The 15929-nt window shown below is 58.6% G+C and carries 13 protein-coding genes; 5 read left to right on the top strand and 8 right to left on the bottom strand.

Annotation, left to right across the window (positions count from 1 at the left end; all coding sequences use genetic code 11):
* Positions 1 to 73: 73 nt before the first annotated feature.
* The 4 genes from MHN28_RS05705 to MHN28_RS05720 all read right to left on the bottom strand — a co-directional run bounded on the left by MHN28_RS05705 (position 74) and on the right by MHN28_RS05720 (position 4207).
* Positions 74 to 430 (bottom strand): VOC family protein, encoded by a 357-nt coding sequence (locus MHN28_RS05705; protein WP_239337021.1) that lies wholly within the window; start codon positions 428 to 430, stop codon positions 74 to 76.
* A gap of 160 nt (positions 431 to 590) precedes the next feature.
* Positions 591 to 2045, bottom strand: coding sequence for an NAD(P)(+) transhydrogenase (Re/Si-specific) subunit beta (locus tag MHN28_RS05710; RefSeq protein WP_239337023.1), 1455 nt, complete (start codon positions 2043 to 2045; stop codon positions 591 to 593).
* A 13-nt stretch (positions 2046 to 2058) separates the two neighbouring features.
* Positions 2059 to 3630 (bottom strand): Re/Si-specific NAD(P)(+) transhydrogenase subunit alpha, encoded by a 1572-nt coding sequence (locus MHN28_RS05715; protein WP_239337024.1) that lies wholly within the window; start codon positions 3628 to 3630, stop codon positions 2059 to 2061.
* A 127-nt stretch (positions 3631 to 3757) separates the two neighbouring features.
* A complete protein-coding gene (locus tag MHN28_RS05720) occupies positions 3758 to 4207 on the bottom strand; it encodes an isoprenylcysteine carboxylmethyltransferase family protein (protein ID WP_239337025.1) in 450 nt (149 codons plus the stop codon).
* A 218-nt stretch (positions 4208 to 4425) separates the two neighbouring features.
* On the opposite strand from MHN28_RS05720, the gene kynU reads away from it, so the two are divergent.
* Positions 4426 to 5619 carry a kynureninase gene (kynU, locus tag MHN28_RS05725; protein ID WP_239337026.1) on the top strand — a complete coding sequence of 398 codons (1194 nt, stop codon included), beginning with the start codon at positions 4426 to 4428 and terminating at the stop codon, positions 5617 to 5619.
* Here kynU and MHN28_RS05730 read toward each other — a convergent pair.
* On the bottom strand, positions 5612 to 6190 hold the full coding sequence (locus MHN28_RS05730) for a TetR/AcrR family transcriptional regulator (protein WP_239337027.1): 579 nt from the start codon (positions 6188 to 6190) through the stop codon (positions 5612 to 5614). The two genes, kynU and MHN28_RS05730, sit on opposite strands and share 8 nt — an antisense overlap.
* Before the next feature lie 99 nt (positions 6191 to 6289).
* On the opposite strand from MHN28_RS05730, the gene MHN28_RS05735 reads away from it, so the two are divergent.
* Together MHN28_RS05735 and MHN28_RS05740 are read left to right on the top strand one after the other, a co-directional pair.
* Entirely contained in the window at positions 6290 to 6754 is a 465-nt protein-coding gene (locus MHN28_RS05735; RefSeq protein WP_239337028.1) for a (2Fe-2S)-binding protein, read from the top strand.
* 3 nt (positions 6755 to 6757) lie between these two features.
* Positions 6758 to 8998 carry a xanthine dehydrogenase family protein molybdopterin-binding subunit gene (locus tag MHN28_RS05740; RefSeq protein WP_239337029.1) on the top strand — a complete coding sequence of 747 codons (2241 nt, stop codon included), beginning with the start codon at positions 6758 to 6760 and terminating at the stop codon, positions 8996 to 8998.
* Between the two features lie 46 nt (positions 8999 to 9044).
* Here the strand turns inward: MHN28_RS05740 and MHN28_RS05745 are convergent, their stop codons facing one another.
* The 3 genes from MHN28_RS05745 to MHN28_RS05755 all read right to left on the bottom strand — a co-directional run bounded on the left by MHN28_RS05745 (position 9045) and on the right by MHN28_RS05755 (position 12633).
* Positions 9045 to 9824, bottom strand: a complete 780-nt coding sequence (locus MHN28_RS05745) for a gamma-glutamyl-gamma-aminobutyrate hydrolase family protein (protein WP_239337031.1) — start codon at positions 9822 to 9824, stop codon at positions 9045 to 9047.
* A 225-nt stretch (positions 9825 to 10049) separates the two neighbouring features.
* Entirely contained in the window at positions 10050 to 10475 is a 426-nt protein-coding gene (locus MHN28_RS05750; RefSeq protein ID WP_239337033.1) for a heme-binding protein, read from the bottom strand.
* A 25-nt stretch (positions 10476 to 10500) separates the two neighbouring features.
* Entirely contained in the window at positions 10501 to 12633 is a 2133-nt protein-coding gene (locus tag MHN28_RS05755; protein WP_239337035.1) for a malate synthase G, read from the bottom strand.
* 205 nt (positions 12634 to 12838) lie between these two features.
* Here MHN28_RS05755 and pepN point away from each other — a divergent pair, with 205 nt between their 5' ends.
* On the top strand, positions 12839 to 15391 hold the full coding sequence (gene pepN / locus MHN28_RS05760; RefSeq protein ID WP_239337037.1) for an aminopeptidase N: 2553 nt from the start codon (positions 12839 to 12841) through the stop codon (positions 15389 to 15391).
* Positions 15388 to 15816 carry a hypothetical protein gene (locus MHN28_RS05765; RefSeq protein WP_239337039.1) on the top strand — a complete coding sequence of 143 codons (429 nt, stop codon included), beginning with the start codon at positions 15388 to 15390 and terminating at the stop codon, positions 15814 to 15816. Before pepN ends, MHN28_RS05765 begins: the two co-directional genes overlap by 4 nt.
* The last annotated feature ends 113 nt before the right edge of the window (positions 15817 to 15929 follow it).

Genomic DNA, 15929 nt, shown 5'->3' on the forward strand with positions numbered 1-15929 from the left:
ACCTTCAAAATACATCAATTATCTTTTTATTTCATATACTTACGAGGATACGATAGTATACAATCCATCTATCTCATTGATTTGGCTGCCACAGCTCGATTGGATTCCCTTCGGGATCGTGAACGCGGGCGAACTTGCCCACCTCGCTATCCCATTCGGCGCGCGTCTCTACGGCGATCCCGGCGGATTCCAGCTGTGCAATCATGGCCGCCAGATCATCGACCCGAAAGTTTATCATCCACTGCTGCTCGGCCCGCCCAAAATACTCGGTATCCTGCGCGAACGGAGCAAACACCGTGTACCCTTCGCGCTGTTTCCATGGCACAGGATCGAAGTGATTGACGCCCAGATGCTTTTCATACCACGCACTCAAAGCTTCGGGATCACGGGCACGGAAGAACACCCCCCCAATACCGTTTACTTTCTGCATCACCAAACTCCTGCCTATAATAACCACAAACCAACGTACCACACTCCAGCAGCTTCATCTGGCTGCAAATACCTTGGGGGTAAGGGGGCAAAGCCCCCTTCATGACAAAAAAGAAAAGGGCGCCCGCAGGCGCCCTTTGCAATTTGGTTGATCCCTTTGATCAGTCGATCATCGGCAACAGCTTGTCCAGCGACTCTTTGGCGTCGCCGTAGAACATGCGGGTGTTCTCCTTGAAGAACAGCGGGTTTTCGATGCCCGAATAGCCGGTGCCCTGACCACGCTTGGACACGAAGACCTGCTTGGCCTTCCAGCATTCCAGAACCGGCATACCGGCGATGGGACTGTTGGGATCTTCCTGCGCCGCTGGGTTCACGATGTCGTTCGAACCGATAACGATGGCCACATCCGTTTCCGGGAAGTCATCATTGATCTCGTCCATCTCCAGAACGATGTCATACGGCACCTTCGCCTCGGCCAGCAGCACGTTCATGTGGCCAGGCAGACGACCGGCAACGGGGTGGATCGCGAAACGCACCTCTTTGCCCTTTGCGCGCAGTTTGCGGACCAGTTCGGACACCGATTGCTGCGCCTGCGCCACGGCCATGCCATAGCCCGGGATGATGATAACGCTGTCGGCATCGTTCAGAGCTGCCGCAACACCATCCGCGTCGATCGCTACCTGCTCACCCTCGACAGCCATCTGCTCACCCTGCGGGCCACCAAAGCCGCCCAGGATCACACTGACAAAGTGACGGTTCATCGCCTTACACATGATGTAGGACAGGATCGCACCGGACGAACCCACCAGCGCGCCGACCACGATCAGCAGGTCGTTGCCCAGTGAGAAACCAATCGCCGCGGCCGCCCAGCCCGAGTAGCTGTTCAGCATCGAGACAACCACCGGCATGTCGGCGCCGCCGATGCCCATGATCAGGTGGTAGCCGATGAACAGTGCGGCCAGGGTCATCAGGATCAGCGGGAACAGTCCACCGGTTGAGGTGTACCAGATCAGGCAGATCAGCGAGAGACCGGCTGCCGCTGCGTTCAACGCATGACCGCCGGGCAGCTTGGTTGCCGCAGAGGTCACTTTACCCGCCAGCTTGCCGTAGGCCACGACTGAGCCGGTAAAGGTGATCGCACCGATGAAGATGCCGAGGAACAGTTCGACATGCAGGATCGCAAGCTCGGCCGAGGTCTTCTTGGCGATGAGCTTGGCGAAAGCGCCCAGATCGGACAGATCCGCCTCTTTCGCGCTGTCGGCAATCGCCATGACCTGCGCCACATTGCCGATCTCAAAATGCGCGTTGAAGCCGACGAACACAGCCGCCAGACCAACCAGAGAGTGCATCGCAGCAACAAGCTGTGGCATCTCGGTCATCTGCACGCGCTGCGCAACGTATTGGCCGATGAAACCACCGCCCGCGATCAGCAGCAGCGACAGCAACCAAAAGCCCGAGCCGGGGCCAACTAGCGTGGCAAAAACCGCCAGCGCCATACCGACGATGCCGTACCACACAGCGCGCTTGGCGCTTTCCTGGTTCGACAGACCGCCGAGCGAAAGGATGAACAGAACAGCCGCAACGACATAGGCGGCAGTAGTGAAGCCAAATTCCATGTGCCCGGCCTCCTTAAGATTTCTGGAACATGGCGAGCATGCGCCGGGTTACGAGGAAGCCGCCGAAGATGTTGATCCCGGCCATGAAGACGGACAGTGCCGCCAGCAGAATGACAAGGAACGACCCCGATCCGATCTGCATCAGGGCCCCGACGATGATGATCGACGAGATCGCGTTGGTGATCGCCATCAGCGGTGTGTGGAGCGAGTGTGCAACATTCCAGATCACCTGGAAGCCGACAAAGATGGCCAACACGAAGACGATGAAATGCTGCATGAAGCTGGCCGGAGCGATCAGCCCCACCAACAACATCAGCGCACCACCGACACCCAAAAGGGTAAACTGCTGCTTGGTCTGCGCCTTGAAGGCTGCGATTTCCTGCGCCTTTTTCTCTTCCGGGGTCAGTTCTTTGACCTCGGGCTTTTTCTGTGCCGCGATCGCCTGCACTTTGGGCGGTGGCGGTGGGAAGGTGATCTCGCCCTCATAGGTCACGGTCGAACCGCGGATCACATCGTCTTCCATGTCGTGATTGACCTGACCGTCCTTTTCGGGCGTCAGGTCCGACATCATGTGGCGGATATTGGTCGCATAGAGAGACGAGGATTGCGCCGCCATCCGGCTGGGGAAGTCGGTATAACCGATGATGGTCACGCCATTGTCGGTCACGATCTTCTCATCCGGTACGGTCAGCTTGCAGTTGCCGCCTTTTTCCGCCGCCAAATCAACGATGACCGAGCCGGGCTTCATGCTTTCGACCATGTCCCTGGTCCAAAGCTCAGGCGCTTCACGGTTCGGGATCAACGCCGTGGTGATGACGATGTCCATTTCCGGCGCAAGCTCACGGAACTTGGCCAGCTGCGCGTTGCGGAACTCTTCCGACTGAACCGAGGCATAGCCGCCGGTGGAGGCGCCGTCCTGCTGGTCGTCTTCAAAGTCCAGATAGACGAATTCAGCACCCATGGATTCGACCTGTTCCGCCACTTCAGGGCGCACGTCGAACGCGTAGGTGATCGCACCCAGCGAGGTCGAGGTTCCGATGGCGGCCAGACCGGCCACACCGGCACCGACGATCAGAACCTTGGCAGGTGGAACTTTACCAGCGGCCGTTACCTGACCAGTGAAGAAACGGCCAAAGTTGTTGCCCGCCTCGATCACCGCGCGATAACCGGCGATATTGGCCATCGACGACAGCGCGTCCATTTTCTGCGCGCGCGAGATTCGCGGGACCATCTCCATGGCGATCACGTTCGCGCCCTTGGATTTAGCCAGTTCCATCCCCTCTTCGTTCCCGGCTGGATTGAAGAATGAGATCAGCGTTTTGCCCTTTGTCAGGCGCTTCAGCTCGGTCTCGGTGGGTTGACGCACCTTGGCAACAATATCCGCCGTCTTCCACAGCGAGGCGGCGGTTTTGACGATCTCAACGCCCGCGGCCTCATAGGCTGCATCGGAAAAGCCAGCGGCCTCACCAGCGCCTTTCTCGATCAGGCATTCATAGCCCAGTTTCTGCAACTGCACGGCAGAGTCAGGCGTCATCGCGACACGGTTCTCTCCGTCCAGTATCTCTTTTGGTGTGCCTATCTTCACTGGCAGTCCCCCTAATTTTCACTCTGACCGAGCGGGTGGTCGGTATTGTTTGTTAAGCAAACATGTATCCTGCGCAACATTATTTCGCAAGCGCAGCATATTTACGTTGTGTCATTGCAACATCGCGTCATATCCATCGGCGGGTTTGTCGTTCGTATCTGGCAAAATCTGCGCGAAAAGTTCTGCGCAAACGGTCCTCCTCGGGCAGAATAAAACGTCGTTCCAAGATCCAGACGAAAACCGGAACCAAGACCAGAGAAAGGACAGCATCAAATCGCAGGATCAGCCCTGCAAGGATCAGCACATCGCCAACGTAGATCGGGTTTCGGCTGCGTTTGAATATCCCCGACTGAACAAGCGAAGTCGGTGTTTCATGCGGAATGATTGTCGTGCGATGACGACGAAACTCGGTGATGGCCAACGCGATCAAAATCACTCCGCCACCAATCAGGAATCCGCTGAGAAGATCGGTAAACCCACTGTCCAGTGACAATCTCATCGGCATATGCCGCGCCTGCAGCCACGCCAGCACGGCAAAGCCCAGCAACCAAACCGGAGGGATGTCGATTTTACGCATGTCGGGCTGTCTTTCGTTCCGGCAGTGGTAAAAAATGTCGCTTTTGCCCGATGACCTACCGCTTTTCCGCAGCAATAGCAAAACCACAGTTGGTCGCAGCAGAAAAACCTTTTCTCTACCCACCGCGGTTGCCATCAAATTCGTCGAACATGGACAGACGCTTTTGGATCAGTTAGCCATTTAACCCGAAAAGTGCCCACCACATTCACAGGATTATGATGACCGACTTTGCCGCGACCAAAGCCATGTTCGACCTGCCTGAAGGTGTCATTTACCTCGACGGCAACTCACTCGGGCCGCTGCCCCGCGCTGCCGGAGATCGGGTGAATGAAATGATGGTTCAGGAATGGGGGCAGATGTTGATCACCGGCTGGAACAAGGCCGGGTGGATGGGGTTGCCGACGGGCTTGGGTGATCGCATCGGCCAGCTGATCGGGGCCGAGCCCGGCAGCGTTGTCATCGGCGACACACTCTCCATTAAGGTCTATCAGGCTGTGGCCTCGGCGCTGGAACTGTGCCCTGACCGCAAGGTCGTGCTGTCGGACAGCGGGAACTTTCCGTCAGATCTTTATATGGTGGACGGTCTGCTGCGCTCTCTGGGTTCGGATTACGAGCTGCGTGTCGTCGCCCCCGAGGACATCGCCAAAAACGTCACCGAGAATGTGGCAGTTCTGATGCTGACCGAAGTGGATTATCGCTCGGGCCGCATGCATGACATGAAAGCCTTGACCGAATTGGCCCATGCGAACGGTACGATCACAGTTTGGGATCTGGCTCATTCTGCCGGCGCGATTCCCGTCGATCTGGCCGGGTGCAACGCTGATTTCGCCGTCGGCTGCACATACAAATACCTGAATGGTGGCCCCGGAGCGCCCGCGTTTATCTATGTCGCGCCGCGCCTGGCGAACCGGGTGCGTCCCGCGCTCTCCGGCTGGCTGGGCCACGAATCCCCATTTGCCTTTGATCTGGATTACCGCCCCGGAAACGGCATTGAGCGGATGCGTGTTGGCACACCTCCGGTCATTCAAATGACCGCTCTGTCCTCTGCGATGGATGTCTGGGACATGGCCAATATGCAGGACGTGCGCACCAAATCAATCGATCTGACCGAGCTGTTCATCGAACGGGTCGAAGCCACCTGCCCTGATCTGCACCTGGCCAGCCCGCGCGATCCCGAGCGGCGCGGCAGTCAAGTGTCTTTCCGTTTTGCAGATGGTTACGCTGCAATGCAGGCTCTGATCGCGCGTGGCGTAATCGGAGATTTCCGCGCGCCGGACATCATGCGCTTCGGCTTCACGCCGCTATACGTTGACGAACATGACGTTGAGCGCGCCGTGGAAATCCTTGCAGATATCATGCAGAACCGCCTGTGGGATACTCCGGAAAACAAGGTACGGCAACGCGTTACCTGACCTCAAGCGCTGCGCCGATCAGTTTGGAAAACTGCGTGACAAGGTTTTCGTACTCCTCGGCACCACCGGCGCTTACCTTCAACCCCTTGAGAGCGGCCGTAATGGTCTTGGCCATCTCCCCGGCCTCAGCGGTCAGGCGGACCCGCCCGGCTTTTTCTTCACGCAAAAGCCACTCGGCATATAGTCCGGCCAGGTCCGCCTCGCCCTGCGACAGGATATCAGAGGCCAGTGATTTGGTGCTATCCAGGACTTCCAGCCCGTGAGGAGAGGCAAGAATGGCGGCTATCCCCTCGGTCTGAGCCTGAACCGCACGTGCAAAAACATCCGGTATGGAACCGGGTGTTTTCAACGCTTTGGCGACTGCCTCGCTTTTCTCAACATAGTAAAGCTCGGTCAGTTTACTGACGATCGCCTCTTTATTCTTGAAATGCAGATACACGGCAGGACGGGACATCCCGGCGCCCCGCGCTATGTCGTCCATTGAAGTTTTCCGGAACCCATAAGTCGCAAAGGCCTGAAAGGCCGAGGTCAGAATCGCCTGCTGGCGTGTATCGTCTTTTATTTCTGCCATACCTGAACTCGTGACACTTTCTGTTTATTTTGTCAATTGACACACTGACACTTTTCACCAATTATGTCAGAAACCAGCCACAGCTACGAGAGGTGCGCCATGGCGACCGACTTGAAGATCAACGGAAAGCAACATCAGGTTGACCTGCCAGATGATGTACCCCTGCTTTGGGTTCTGCGGGATGAGATCGGCCTGACCGGAACCAAATTCGGCTGTGGCGTCGCCGCCTGCGGGGCATGCACGGTACACATCGATGGCGAAGCGGTACGTTCGTGCCAAGTGGCGCTGTCGGATGTCTGGGGCGATGTCACCACGATCGAAGGGGTCGGAACACCGGATTCTATGGCTGCGATCCAGCAAGCCTGGGTCGATCATCAGGTGGCTCAATGCGGATACTGCCAGTCGGGCCAGATTATGCAGGCGGCCGCGTTGCTGGCCGAAAACCCCGCGCCTTCGGACGAAGACATCGACGATGCGATGCAAGGCAACCTGTGCCGCTGCGGGACCTATCCCCGTATCCGCGCCGCAATCCATGACGCAGCATCCAAGTTGAAGGAGGCATAACCGATGGCATCTGTTGGAAAAATCCTCCGCCGCACTTTCCTGATCGGCTCGGCCGCCATTGTGGGCGGAGTAGCTTTTGGTGCGTATTACGTCAGCCGCCCGGCCGCCAACCCACTGAAGCCGGGTGAAGGAGAAACCGCACTCAGCCCCTTTGTTCTGATTGATCAACAAGGCGTCACCCTGTTCGCCCCGCGCGCTGAAATGGGACAGGGCGTGATGACCACATGGGCCGCTCTGATCGCCGAAGAACTGGACGTGGAACTGGATCAGATCCGGGTTCTGCACGGACCAGCGGCGGCGGCCTATTACAACTCAGCCCTGATCGGTGAGGGGTTGCCGAACAAAGGCTATGACATCTCGGACTTCCAACACAATCTGGGTGAGGCTCTGGGCGTTCTTGGCCGAACACTCAGCCTTCAGGTTACTGGCGGGTCGACGTCGATGCGCGACGGGTTCGAACGCATGCGCGAGGCAGGTGCAACTGCACGAGAAACGCTGAAACAAGCCGCGGCTGACCGTCTGGGCGTTGATCGTTCGCAATTGAAGACCGAAAACGGTGCCGTAATTGCACCGGATGGGACGCGCATACCTTATACCGAGCTTGCCGAAGCCGCGGGTCAGATTGAGCCGCCCGAAGTCGAGCTGCGCGATCCGACCAACTGGCGTTTGCTGGGGCAGAACCTGCCGCGCGTGGACGTGGTCGGCAAATCCACAGGCACTGCTGAGTTCGGAATCGATGTTCGTCCCGAGGGTCTGAAATTCGCCTCGGTCCGCATCAACCCCAAGCTGGGCGGCGAGATGAAGGGCTTTGACGCCAGCGAGGCCGAACAAATGCCCGGTGTCGAAAAGGTCGTTGATCTGGGCAACGGCGTGGCCGTGATTGCCAGCAACACCTGGCTTGCCATTCAGGCCGTCGAGGCGATCGACGTAGACTGGGGAGACGCCCCCTACCCACCGGAAACCGACGCCATTTTTGCCGAAATCGCGAAAGCGTTCGATGCCTCACCCAACTCGACCATGCGGGATGACGGGGATGTGGACACTCTGCCCGAAGGTGCCTCGGAAATCACCGCTGAGTATACGGTACCCTACCTGGCCCACGCCACAATGGAGCCTATGAACGCCACTGCGCTGTTCACAGGCTCGGCGCTGGAACTATGGTGCGGCAATCAGGCCCCAACGCTGGTTCAGATACGGGCGGCCAGCACCGCCAATCTGGACAAAGAGGCTGTACAGATCCACACCACCTATCTGGGCGGCGGCTTTGGTCGCCGGGGTGAGCTGGACTTTGGCGAGATCGCCACAAAGGTCGCAATGGCTATGCCCGGTGTTCCTGTTCAGACCACCTGGAGCCGCGAAGAAGACATGCGCCACGACTACTACCGCCCCGGCGCGATGGCCCGGATGCGTGGTGCAGTCAAAGATGGTCAGGCTGTTCTGATCGACGGCAAGGTCGCGTCTCAGTCGTGTACGCAACAAGCGGTTCAGCGCTATACCGGTATGCCCGGCGGAGGCCCCGACAAGGTTCTGGTCGAAGGATTCTTTAACCAGCCCTATGCGGTAACCAACTATCGCATGAGCGGGCACATTGCAGATCTGGACATTCCCGTCGGCTTTTGGCGCTCAGTCGGCAACAGCCATAACGGTTTCTTCCACGAGACTTTCATGGATGAGATGGCCCACGCCGCAGGCCGCGACCCGCTGGAATTCCGGCTGGAACTGGCCAAGGCCGAGCACGCCCCCTCCGCAGGTTGTCTGCAAGCCGTTAAGGAAATGTCTGGCTGGACCGGAGAAACCCCCGAAGGCGTTGGACGCGGCGTTGCCATGACCTACAGCTTTGGCACACCGGTTGCCCAGGTGATCGAAGTGATCGACGAGGATGGCACCACCCGCATCGCAAAGGCCTGGATCGCCTGCGATGTCGGCCTGGCGCTAGACCCCGGCACGGTCGAGGCCCAGATGTATGGCGGCATGATCTATGGCCTGTCGGCGGCAGTGATGGGCGAGATCACGTTCGCGGATGGTGAAGTCGAACAATACAACTTTCCCGACTATGACGCCCTGCGGATGCACAACGCGCCCGTGACCGAGGTGAAAATTCTGGAAACCAACCGCCACATGGGTGGTGTGGGCGAACCGGGAACTCCTCCGTCCATGCCTGCCTTGGGCAATGCCTTGTTCGACCTTACGGGTGAGCGCGCGCGCACCCTGCCTTTGATCAATCAGTTCAATCTGCTGATTTGATCGCGGTGCGCCGGTCTGGTCCTTCTCTCCCGGACCGGCGCATGAATTACGCGGACTGTTGGACCAATGGGGCGTCCGATCCTGCCGCCCAAGCATGGACAGCTGCGCCGAATGCCTTGAACAACGGGCGCGATACGGGGTCATTTTCGGCATCCCACTCGGGGTGCCATTGCACCGAAAGCGTGAAACCCGGCGCATCCTGAACGTAGATCGCCTCGGGTGTTCCATCGGGCGCTTGACCGTCTATCACCACGCGGTGTCCGACGGTCTTGATACCCTGCCCGTGCAGCGTGTTCGTCATCACTTCGGTCGCTCCCATCAGTCGATGGAAAACACCACCTTCGTTCAGAGACACGATATGGCGTAGGGCAAACTTCTCTTCCAACGTGCCATCGGGGGGCATCCGATGATTCAAGCGGCCCGGCAAATCCCGGATCTCAGGATAGAGGGTTCCACCCATCGCCACGTTGACTTCCTGAAACCCGCGACAGATGCCGAAGAATGGCTGGCCACGCTCAACGCAGGCGCGCACCAGTGGCAGAGTGACGGCATCGCGGGCCCGATCAAACTCTCCATGCGCTTCAGTTGCAGGCTCGCCGTATTCCTCGGGATGAACGTTCGGACGCCCGCCGGTCAGCAGGAAGCCATCGCAAACCTCAAGCAGCTCATTGACACAGACATAGCGCGGATCGGCGGGGATCAGCAGCGGCAAACAGTCCGACACATTCGCAACCGCGTCCGAGTTCATCGTCCCACCGGCATGGGTTGGATATTGATCATTCATCAAATACGAATTGCCGATGATACCGACGACGGGTCGAGACATTCTGCGTTCCTGTGTTGTTTCCTTTGCTTTCAAAAACCTATCGGCAGCGTGATAAGCGCGCAATAGCACAAGCCCTGCGTGGTAGCGCAAGCTCTTGTTCAACCATGCACATGTTAGAAGATGTCCGGTCTTCGCTGTACTTATCGACCGCTGCCGGATCTTGCGGCATCGCGGGAACGCCCGCGAGGATCGGAGAGCCTTGCAGGCCCTCCGCCCTTCAATAGTTCAGATCTCGCCGGTCAGGCCAGCGGCTTCTATCCCGGCCAATGCCGCTGCGGCATCATTATCGGACGTGTCGCCGGTCACCCCAACGGCTCCGATCACAGCACCCTTCTTGTCACGCAGCAAAACGCCGCCCGGAACAGGCACCACTTGCCCGCCGTAGACTCCGTTCACGGCGGCCATGAAATAGGCTTGCCCTTCTGCCCGCTGCATCTGAGCAGTGCCAGCCATGCCCAGCATGACCGAACCATAAGCCTTGCCGTGCGCAATCGCGAACCGACCGGGTGCAGCGCCATCTTCGCGTTCGAACGCGATCACGTGCCCACCTGCGTCCAGCACGGCAATCGAAAGTGGTTTCAGCTCCATCTCATGCCCTTTCTCAAGGGATTTGCGGATGATGGTGCGGGCTTTGCGTAGTGAAACTGCCATATCGTATCCTGTTATTCTTCAAACGTTAGAGGCTGGCTTTCAGTTCCAACCGACGGGCATGCAGAACAGGCTCGGTATAGCCCGATGGCTGCACACGCCCCTTGAAGACCAGATCACAGGCCGCTTGGAAAGCAATTCCGTCGAAACCGGGTGCCAACGGGCGATAATCTGGGTCATCCGCATTCTGGCGGTCCACCACGGCGGCCATCTTTTGCATCGCGGCCATGACCTGCTCTTCCGAGACGACATCGTGATGCAACCAGTTGGCCAGCGCCTGAGACGAAATCCGGCAGGTAGCGCGGTCTTCCATCAAGCCGATATCGTTGATGTCCGGCACCTTCGAACAACCTACACCCTGATCGACCCATCGCACTACGTAGCCAAGAATGCCCTGCGCGTTGTTCTCGATCTCACGCGTGATCTCGTCCTCGCTGAGGTTGCGCCCGCCCAGCAGCGGAATGGTCAGCAGGTCGTCCAGCGTACCGCGTGCACCGCCCGCGGCCAGTTCGTCCTGACGGGCCAGCACGTCCACCTTATGATAATGCGTTGCGTGCAGGGTCGCAGCCGTCGGGGACGGCACCCAGGCGCAGGTCGCGCCGGATTTCGGGTGGCCGATCTTCTGCTCCAGCATGTCACCCATCCGGTCGGGCATGGCCCACATACCCTTGCCGATCTGCGCCTTACCCTTCAGGCCGCAGGCCAGACCGATATCGACATTGCGATCCTCGTAGGAGGCAATCCACGGCGTATTTTTGATGTCGCCTTTCGGCAGCATCGGACCCGCTTCGATCGAGGTGTGAATCTCATCGCCGGTCCGGTCCAGAAAGCCCGTGTTGATAAAGGCCACACGCGATTTCGCGGCTCGGATACATTCCTTGAGGTTGGCCGAGGTCCGGCGTTCCTCATCCATGATACCCAGCTTCACAGTGTTGCGCGGCAGTCCAAGAATGTCCTCGACCATATCGAAAATCTCGACCGAGAAAGCGACTTCCGCAGGCCCGTGCATTTTGGGCTTCACCACATAGACCGAACCTTTGACCGAATTTCCACCCTCGCGCTGTAGGTCATGCATAGCGATCAGCGTGGTGCATAGCGCATCCATTAAACCTTCGCCGATCTCGTTGCCCTCGGCGTCCAGAACAGCCGGGTTGGTCATCAGGTGACCCACGTTGCGGACCAGCATCAGTGAACGGCCTTTGAGCACATCCCATGCACCATTGGCAGTCGTATAGGTCAGATCCTCGGCCAATTTACGCGTGAAGGTGCCGCCGCCTTTAGTGACCTCTTCGGTCAGGTCACCTTTCATCAGGCCCAGCCAGTTGCCATAGGCCACAACCTTGTCTTCGGCATCGACACAAGCCACCGAGTCTTCGCAGTCCATGATCGTGGAGAGCGCGGATTCCAGATAAACGTCCGCGATCCCCGCCGGATCGGACGCGCCGATGTTGCTGGACGGGTCGATCACGATCCGGATGTGCAGGCCGTTGTTCTTCAGCAGGACGAAATCTGGATTCTCGGCCGAACCGCCGTAGCCGACAAAACGCAAGGCATCCGCCAATGCAGGCACCAGCGCGCCTTCTTCGACGCGCAGTTCAGATACATCCGCCCACGAACCGTTTGCCAAAGGCACCGCGTCATCCAGAAAACCTTTTGCCCAGGCAATCACCCGCGCGCCGCGTGCCGCGTCGTAGCCGCCTGCTTCGGGCAAGTCACCCATGGCATCCGTGCCGTAAAGCGCGTCATACAGGCTGCCCCAGCGCGCATTGGCAGCGTTCAGCGCGAAACGGGCATTTGTGATCGGAACAACAAGCTGCGGTCCTGGGATCGAGGCGATCTCGGGGTCGACATTGGCGGTTTCGATCTGAAAATCCGCACCTTCTTCGACCAGATAGCCGATCTCGCGCAGGAACGCCTGATAGGCCTCGGCGTCATGCTCCCTCGCCAGGCGCTCAAGATGCCATGCATCGACCTTGCCCTGAATCTCCTGCCGCCTGGCCAGAAACGCGCGGTTCTTGGGGCCCAACTCAGCAACCATGCGCGCAAGACCGTCCCAGAAGGCATCCGCTGTGACACCTGTACCCGGCAGGGCCTGACCCTCAATAAACTCGGCCAGAACCGTATCCACCTGCAGTCCGCTGCGCGACTGTCTGCTGCTCATGTTGTCTCTCCCGCGAATGTGCACGACTGTATGCCGTCAGCATTTAGGGCGAAAGTTTCCGATAGGCAACTTGCGTCGCAGCGTCGCGGTCAAAAAGACTTACCAAAATCCGGTTCGGTGCATACACAGGCAGGGCCAGCACCGCTTGCAGCCAATCGCCACAGCCCATACGTTCGCGCAAACACGAAATGATGCGAGGCCCCTGATGCGCGACGCTGCCCCAACGACGATCTATCTGAAAGACTACACGCCCTTTGGGTATCTGGTGGACAGCGTGCATCTGACGTTCGATCTTGCCGCCCACGCGACCCGTGTAACCTCACGCATTTGCTTCCGCCCGAACCCCGACGCCAGCGACAAGCCATTCTTTCTGCATGGTGAAGACCTGACGCTGATCCGTGCATCGATCGACGGCAAAGCAATTTCTCCCGAGGTAACTGACAAGGGTCTGACCGCTGCCGTGCCCGACGAACCATTTGTCTGGGAGGCAGAGGTCGAAATCGATCCCGGCAACAACACTGCCCTTGAAGGGCTTTATATGTCTAACGGCATGTACTGCACCCAGTGCGAGGCTGAAGGCTTCCGCAAGATTACCTATTACCCCGACCGTCCCGATGTGATGTCCACCTTTACCGTGCGCATCAAAGGCGACCTCCCTGTAATGCTGTCCAACGGCAACCCGTCAGGCGAAGGTGAAGGCTGGGCAGAATGGACCGACCCGTGGCCCAAACCCGCTTACCTGTTCGCGCTGGTCGCGGGCGAGCTGATCGCCCATCCCGGCCGGTTCATCACCATGTCGGGCCGGGATGTCGAATTGAACCTGTGGGTCCGCCCCGGCGATGAGGGTAAGTGCGATTTCGGCATGGAAGCGTTGAAGAAGTCCATGAAATGGGACGAGGATGTCTATGGCCGCGAATACGATCTGGACGTGTTCAACATCGTGGCCGTGGATGACTTCAACATGGGCGCAATGGAGAACAAGGGGCTGAACATCTTTAACTCTTCGGCTGTTTTAGCCAGCCCCGAAACCTCGACCGATGCTAATTTCGAACGGATCGAAGCGATCATCGCGCATGAGTACTTCCACAACTGGACCGGCAACCGGATCACCTGCCGCGACTGGTTCCAGCTGTGTCTGAAGGAAGGCCTAACAGTTTTCCGCGATGCGCAGTTCACCTCCGACATGCGTTCGGCCCCTGTGAAACGCATCCACGACGCCATCGACTTGCGCGCGCGGCAATTCCCCGAGGACAATGGGCCTCTATCGCACCCCGTGCGCCCGGAAAGTTTTCAGGAAATCAACAACTTCTACACCGCGACCGTTTACGAAAAAGGCGCCGAGGTCATCGGTATGCTGAAACGGCTGGTTGGCGACGAAGCCTATGCCAAGGCGCTTGATCTGTATTTCGACCGCCATGACGGTCAGGCCTGCACCATCGAAGACTGGATCAAAGTGTTCGAGGACACGACAGGCCGCGACCTGAGTCAGTTCAAGCGCTGGTACAGCCAATCCGGCACGCCGCGCGTGACCGTGAGCGAAGACTGGAATGACGGTACCTATACCCTGACTTTGGCCCAGCGCACCGAAGCCACGCCCGGCCAAACGGAAAAACTGCCGCAGGTGATCCCCGTTGCAGTCGGCCTGCTTGGCCCCAACGGAGACGAAGTACGCGCGACTGAAGTTCTGGAACTGACCGAGGCCGAACAGAGCTTCTCTTTCACCGGGTTGGCGGCCAAGCCTGTCGCCTCGATCCTGCGGGACTTCTCTGCCCCCGTGATCCTCGAGCACGACCACACCGATGCCGAACGTGCATTCCTGCTGGCTCACGACACCGATCCGTTTAACCGTTGGCAGGCGGGACGGTCGCTGGCTCAGGACACGCTGCTGCGCATGGTCCTCGAAGACGCTGCACCGGGCGCTGATTATTTGGACGGGATTTTGGCCGTACTGCGCGACGGTGAACTGGACCCTGCCTATCGTGCCTTGATGCTGGGGCTTCCCACACAATCCGAGCTGGCTGCTTCTTTGCACGATCGCGGCGAAACACCCGATCCGATGGCAATCTGGACTGCCGTTGAAACGCTGCGGCAGGCGACTGCGCAGCATGTTCAGGACCTGCTGCCCCGTCTGCACAGTGAGACCTTGATCGAAACCGCATACAGCCCTGATGCCGAGCAAGCCGGGAAACGCTCGCTTGGAAGCGCCGCACTGGCTCTGACCTCGCGGCTGGATGGCGGTGTACGAGCGACCGAGGAATACAACGCGGCGGGCAACATGACGCTGCAACTGAACGCCCTGTCCTGCCTCCTGCGCGCTGGAAAAGGCGAAACCGAGCTGGCTGCATTCTATGACCAGTGGCAGCATGACCGTCTGGTCATGGACAAGTGGTTTGGCCTTCAGGTCGCAATGGCGTCCCCTGCGGCCACAGCTGACATCGCGCGCGCGCTAACAGAGCACGCTGATTTCAATTGGAAAAACCCCAATAGGTTCCGGGCTGTTATGGGGGCGCTGGCAATGAATCATGCTGGGTTCCACCGGGAAGACGGAGCTGGTTATGAGCTGTTGGCGGACTGGCTCATAAAACTGGACCCGGTGAACCCGCAAACCACCGCACGGATGTGTTCGGCATTCCAAACCTGGAAACGCTATGACGCGGACCGGCAGGACCTGATCCGCGCACAACTGACGCGCATCGCCGAAACGCCGGACCTGTCACGTGACACGACCGAGATGGTTTCTCGTATCCTCAACGCATGATGGATTTCACGTTTACCCGTCAGAACAGGGCGCCGCGCACCGTCGGTGTCCTGATCTGTGTCTATGCAGCGCTTCTTGCCCTTGTGATCCTGTTTGACGCGGCGTGGTGGCTGGTCGGTCTTCTGAGCCTGGCCACTTTGCCGGCTCTGTGGGACATTGCGCAGAACACCAGCGCCGGGTTGAGCCTGGATCCGGACAAACTGCGTTGGTTTACCGGAACCCGCGATGCCGAGGTCGATTGCTCGGACATAGATTACATCCGCTTCGATACGCGGTGGGATTTCTCAGTTCGCGTCTCGCTGGTTCTGGTTTCGGGGAAACGCATTCGATTGCCGGACGAGTCGACTCCACACCACCGCGAATTCGAACAGGTTCTGCAGCAAGCGGGCTTTCGTGTCGAGCGTCACCACTTCACTGCATTTTGAAACAATTCAATCAAAAGCCGCAAATTATCCATTAACCCTCAACGGTCAGACCCAAAAAACTTGAACTCGGCGTTATTTCCGGCAAAGCTTGCCGCTAGGTTACCTGTTTTTTT

This window comes from Ruegeria sp. Ofav3-42 (genome assembly GCF_022347725.1).
In the GTDB taxonomy this organism is placed as follows: domain Bacteria; phylum Pseudomonadota; class Alphaproteobacteria; order Rhodobacterales; family Rhodobacteraceae; genus Ruegeria.

Bases quoted from the DNA above. Each gene is read 5' to 3' on its own strand.
- MHN28_RS05705 (WP_239337021.1), bottom strand. From the start codon at position 430: ATGCAGAAAGTAAACGGTATTGGGGGGGTGTTCTTCCGTGCCCGTGAT.
- MHN28_RS05710 (WP_239337023.1), bottom strand. From the start codon at position 2,045: ATGGAATTTGGCTTCACTACTGCCGCCTATGTCGTTGCGGCTGTTCTG.
- MHN28_RS05720 (WP_239337025.1), bottom strand. From the start codon at position 4,207: ATGCGTAAAATCGACATCCCTCCGGTTTGGTTGCTGGGCTTTGCCGTG.
- kynU (WP_239337026.1), top strand. From the start codon at position 4,426: ATGACCGACTTTGCCGCGACCAAAGCCATGTTCGACCTGCCTGAAGGT.
- MHN28_RS05730 (WP_239337027.1), bottom strand. From the start codon at position 6,190: ATGGCAGAAATAAAAGACGATACACGCCAGCAGGCGATTCTGACCTCG.
- MHN28_RS05735 (WP_239337028.1), top strand. From the start codon at position 6,290: ATGGCGACCGACTTGAAGATCAACGGAAAGCAACATCAGGTTGACCTG.
- MHN28_RS05740 (WP_239337029.1), top strand. From the start codon at position 6,758: ATGGCATCTGTTGGAAAAATCCTCCGCCGCACTTTCCTGATCGGCTCG.
- MHN28_RS05745 (WP_239337031.1), bottom strand. From the start codon at position 9,824: ATGTCTCGACCCGTCGTCGGTATCATCGGCAATTCGTATTTGATGAAT.
- MHN28_RS05750 (WP_239337033.1), bottom strand. From the start codon at position 10,475: ATGGCAGTTTCACTACGCAAAGCCCGCACCATCATCCGCAAATCCCTT.
- MHN28_RS05755 (WP_239337035.1), bottom strand. From the start codon at position 12,633: ATGAGCAGCAGACAGTCGCGCAGCGGACTGCAGGTGGATACGGTTCTG.
- pepN (WP_239337037.1), top strand. From the start codon at position 12,839: ATGCGCGACGCTGCCCCAACGACGATCTATCTGAAAGACTACACGCCC.
- MHN28_RS05765 (WP_239337039.1), top strand. From the start codon at position 15,388: ATGATGGATTTCACGTTTACCCGTCAGAACAGGGCGCCGCGCACCGTC.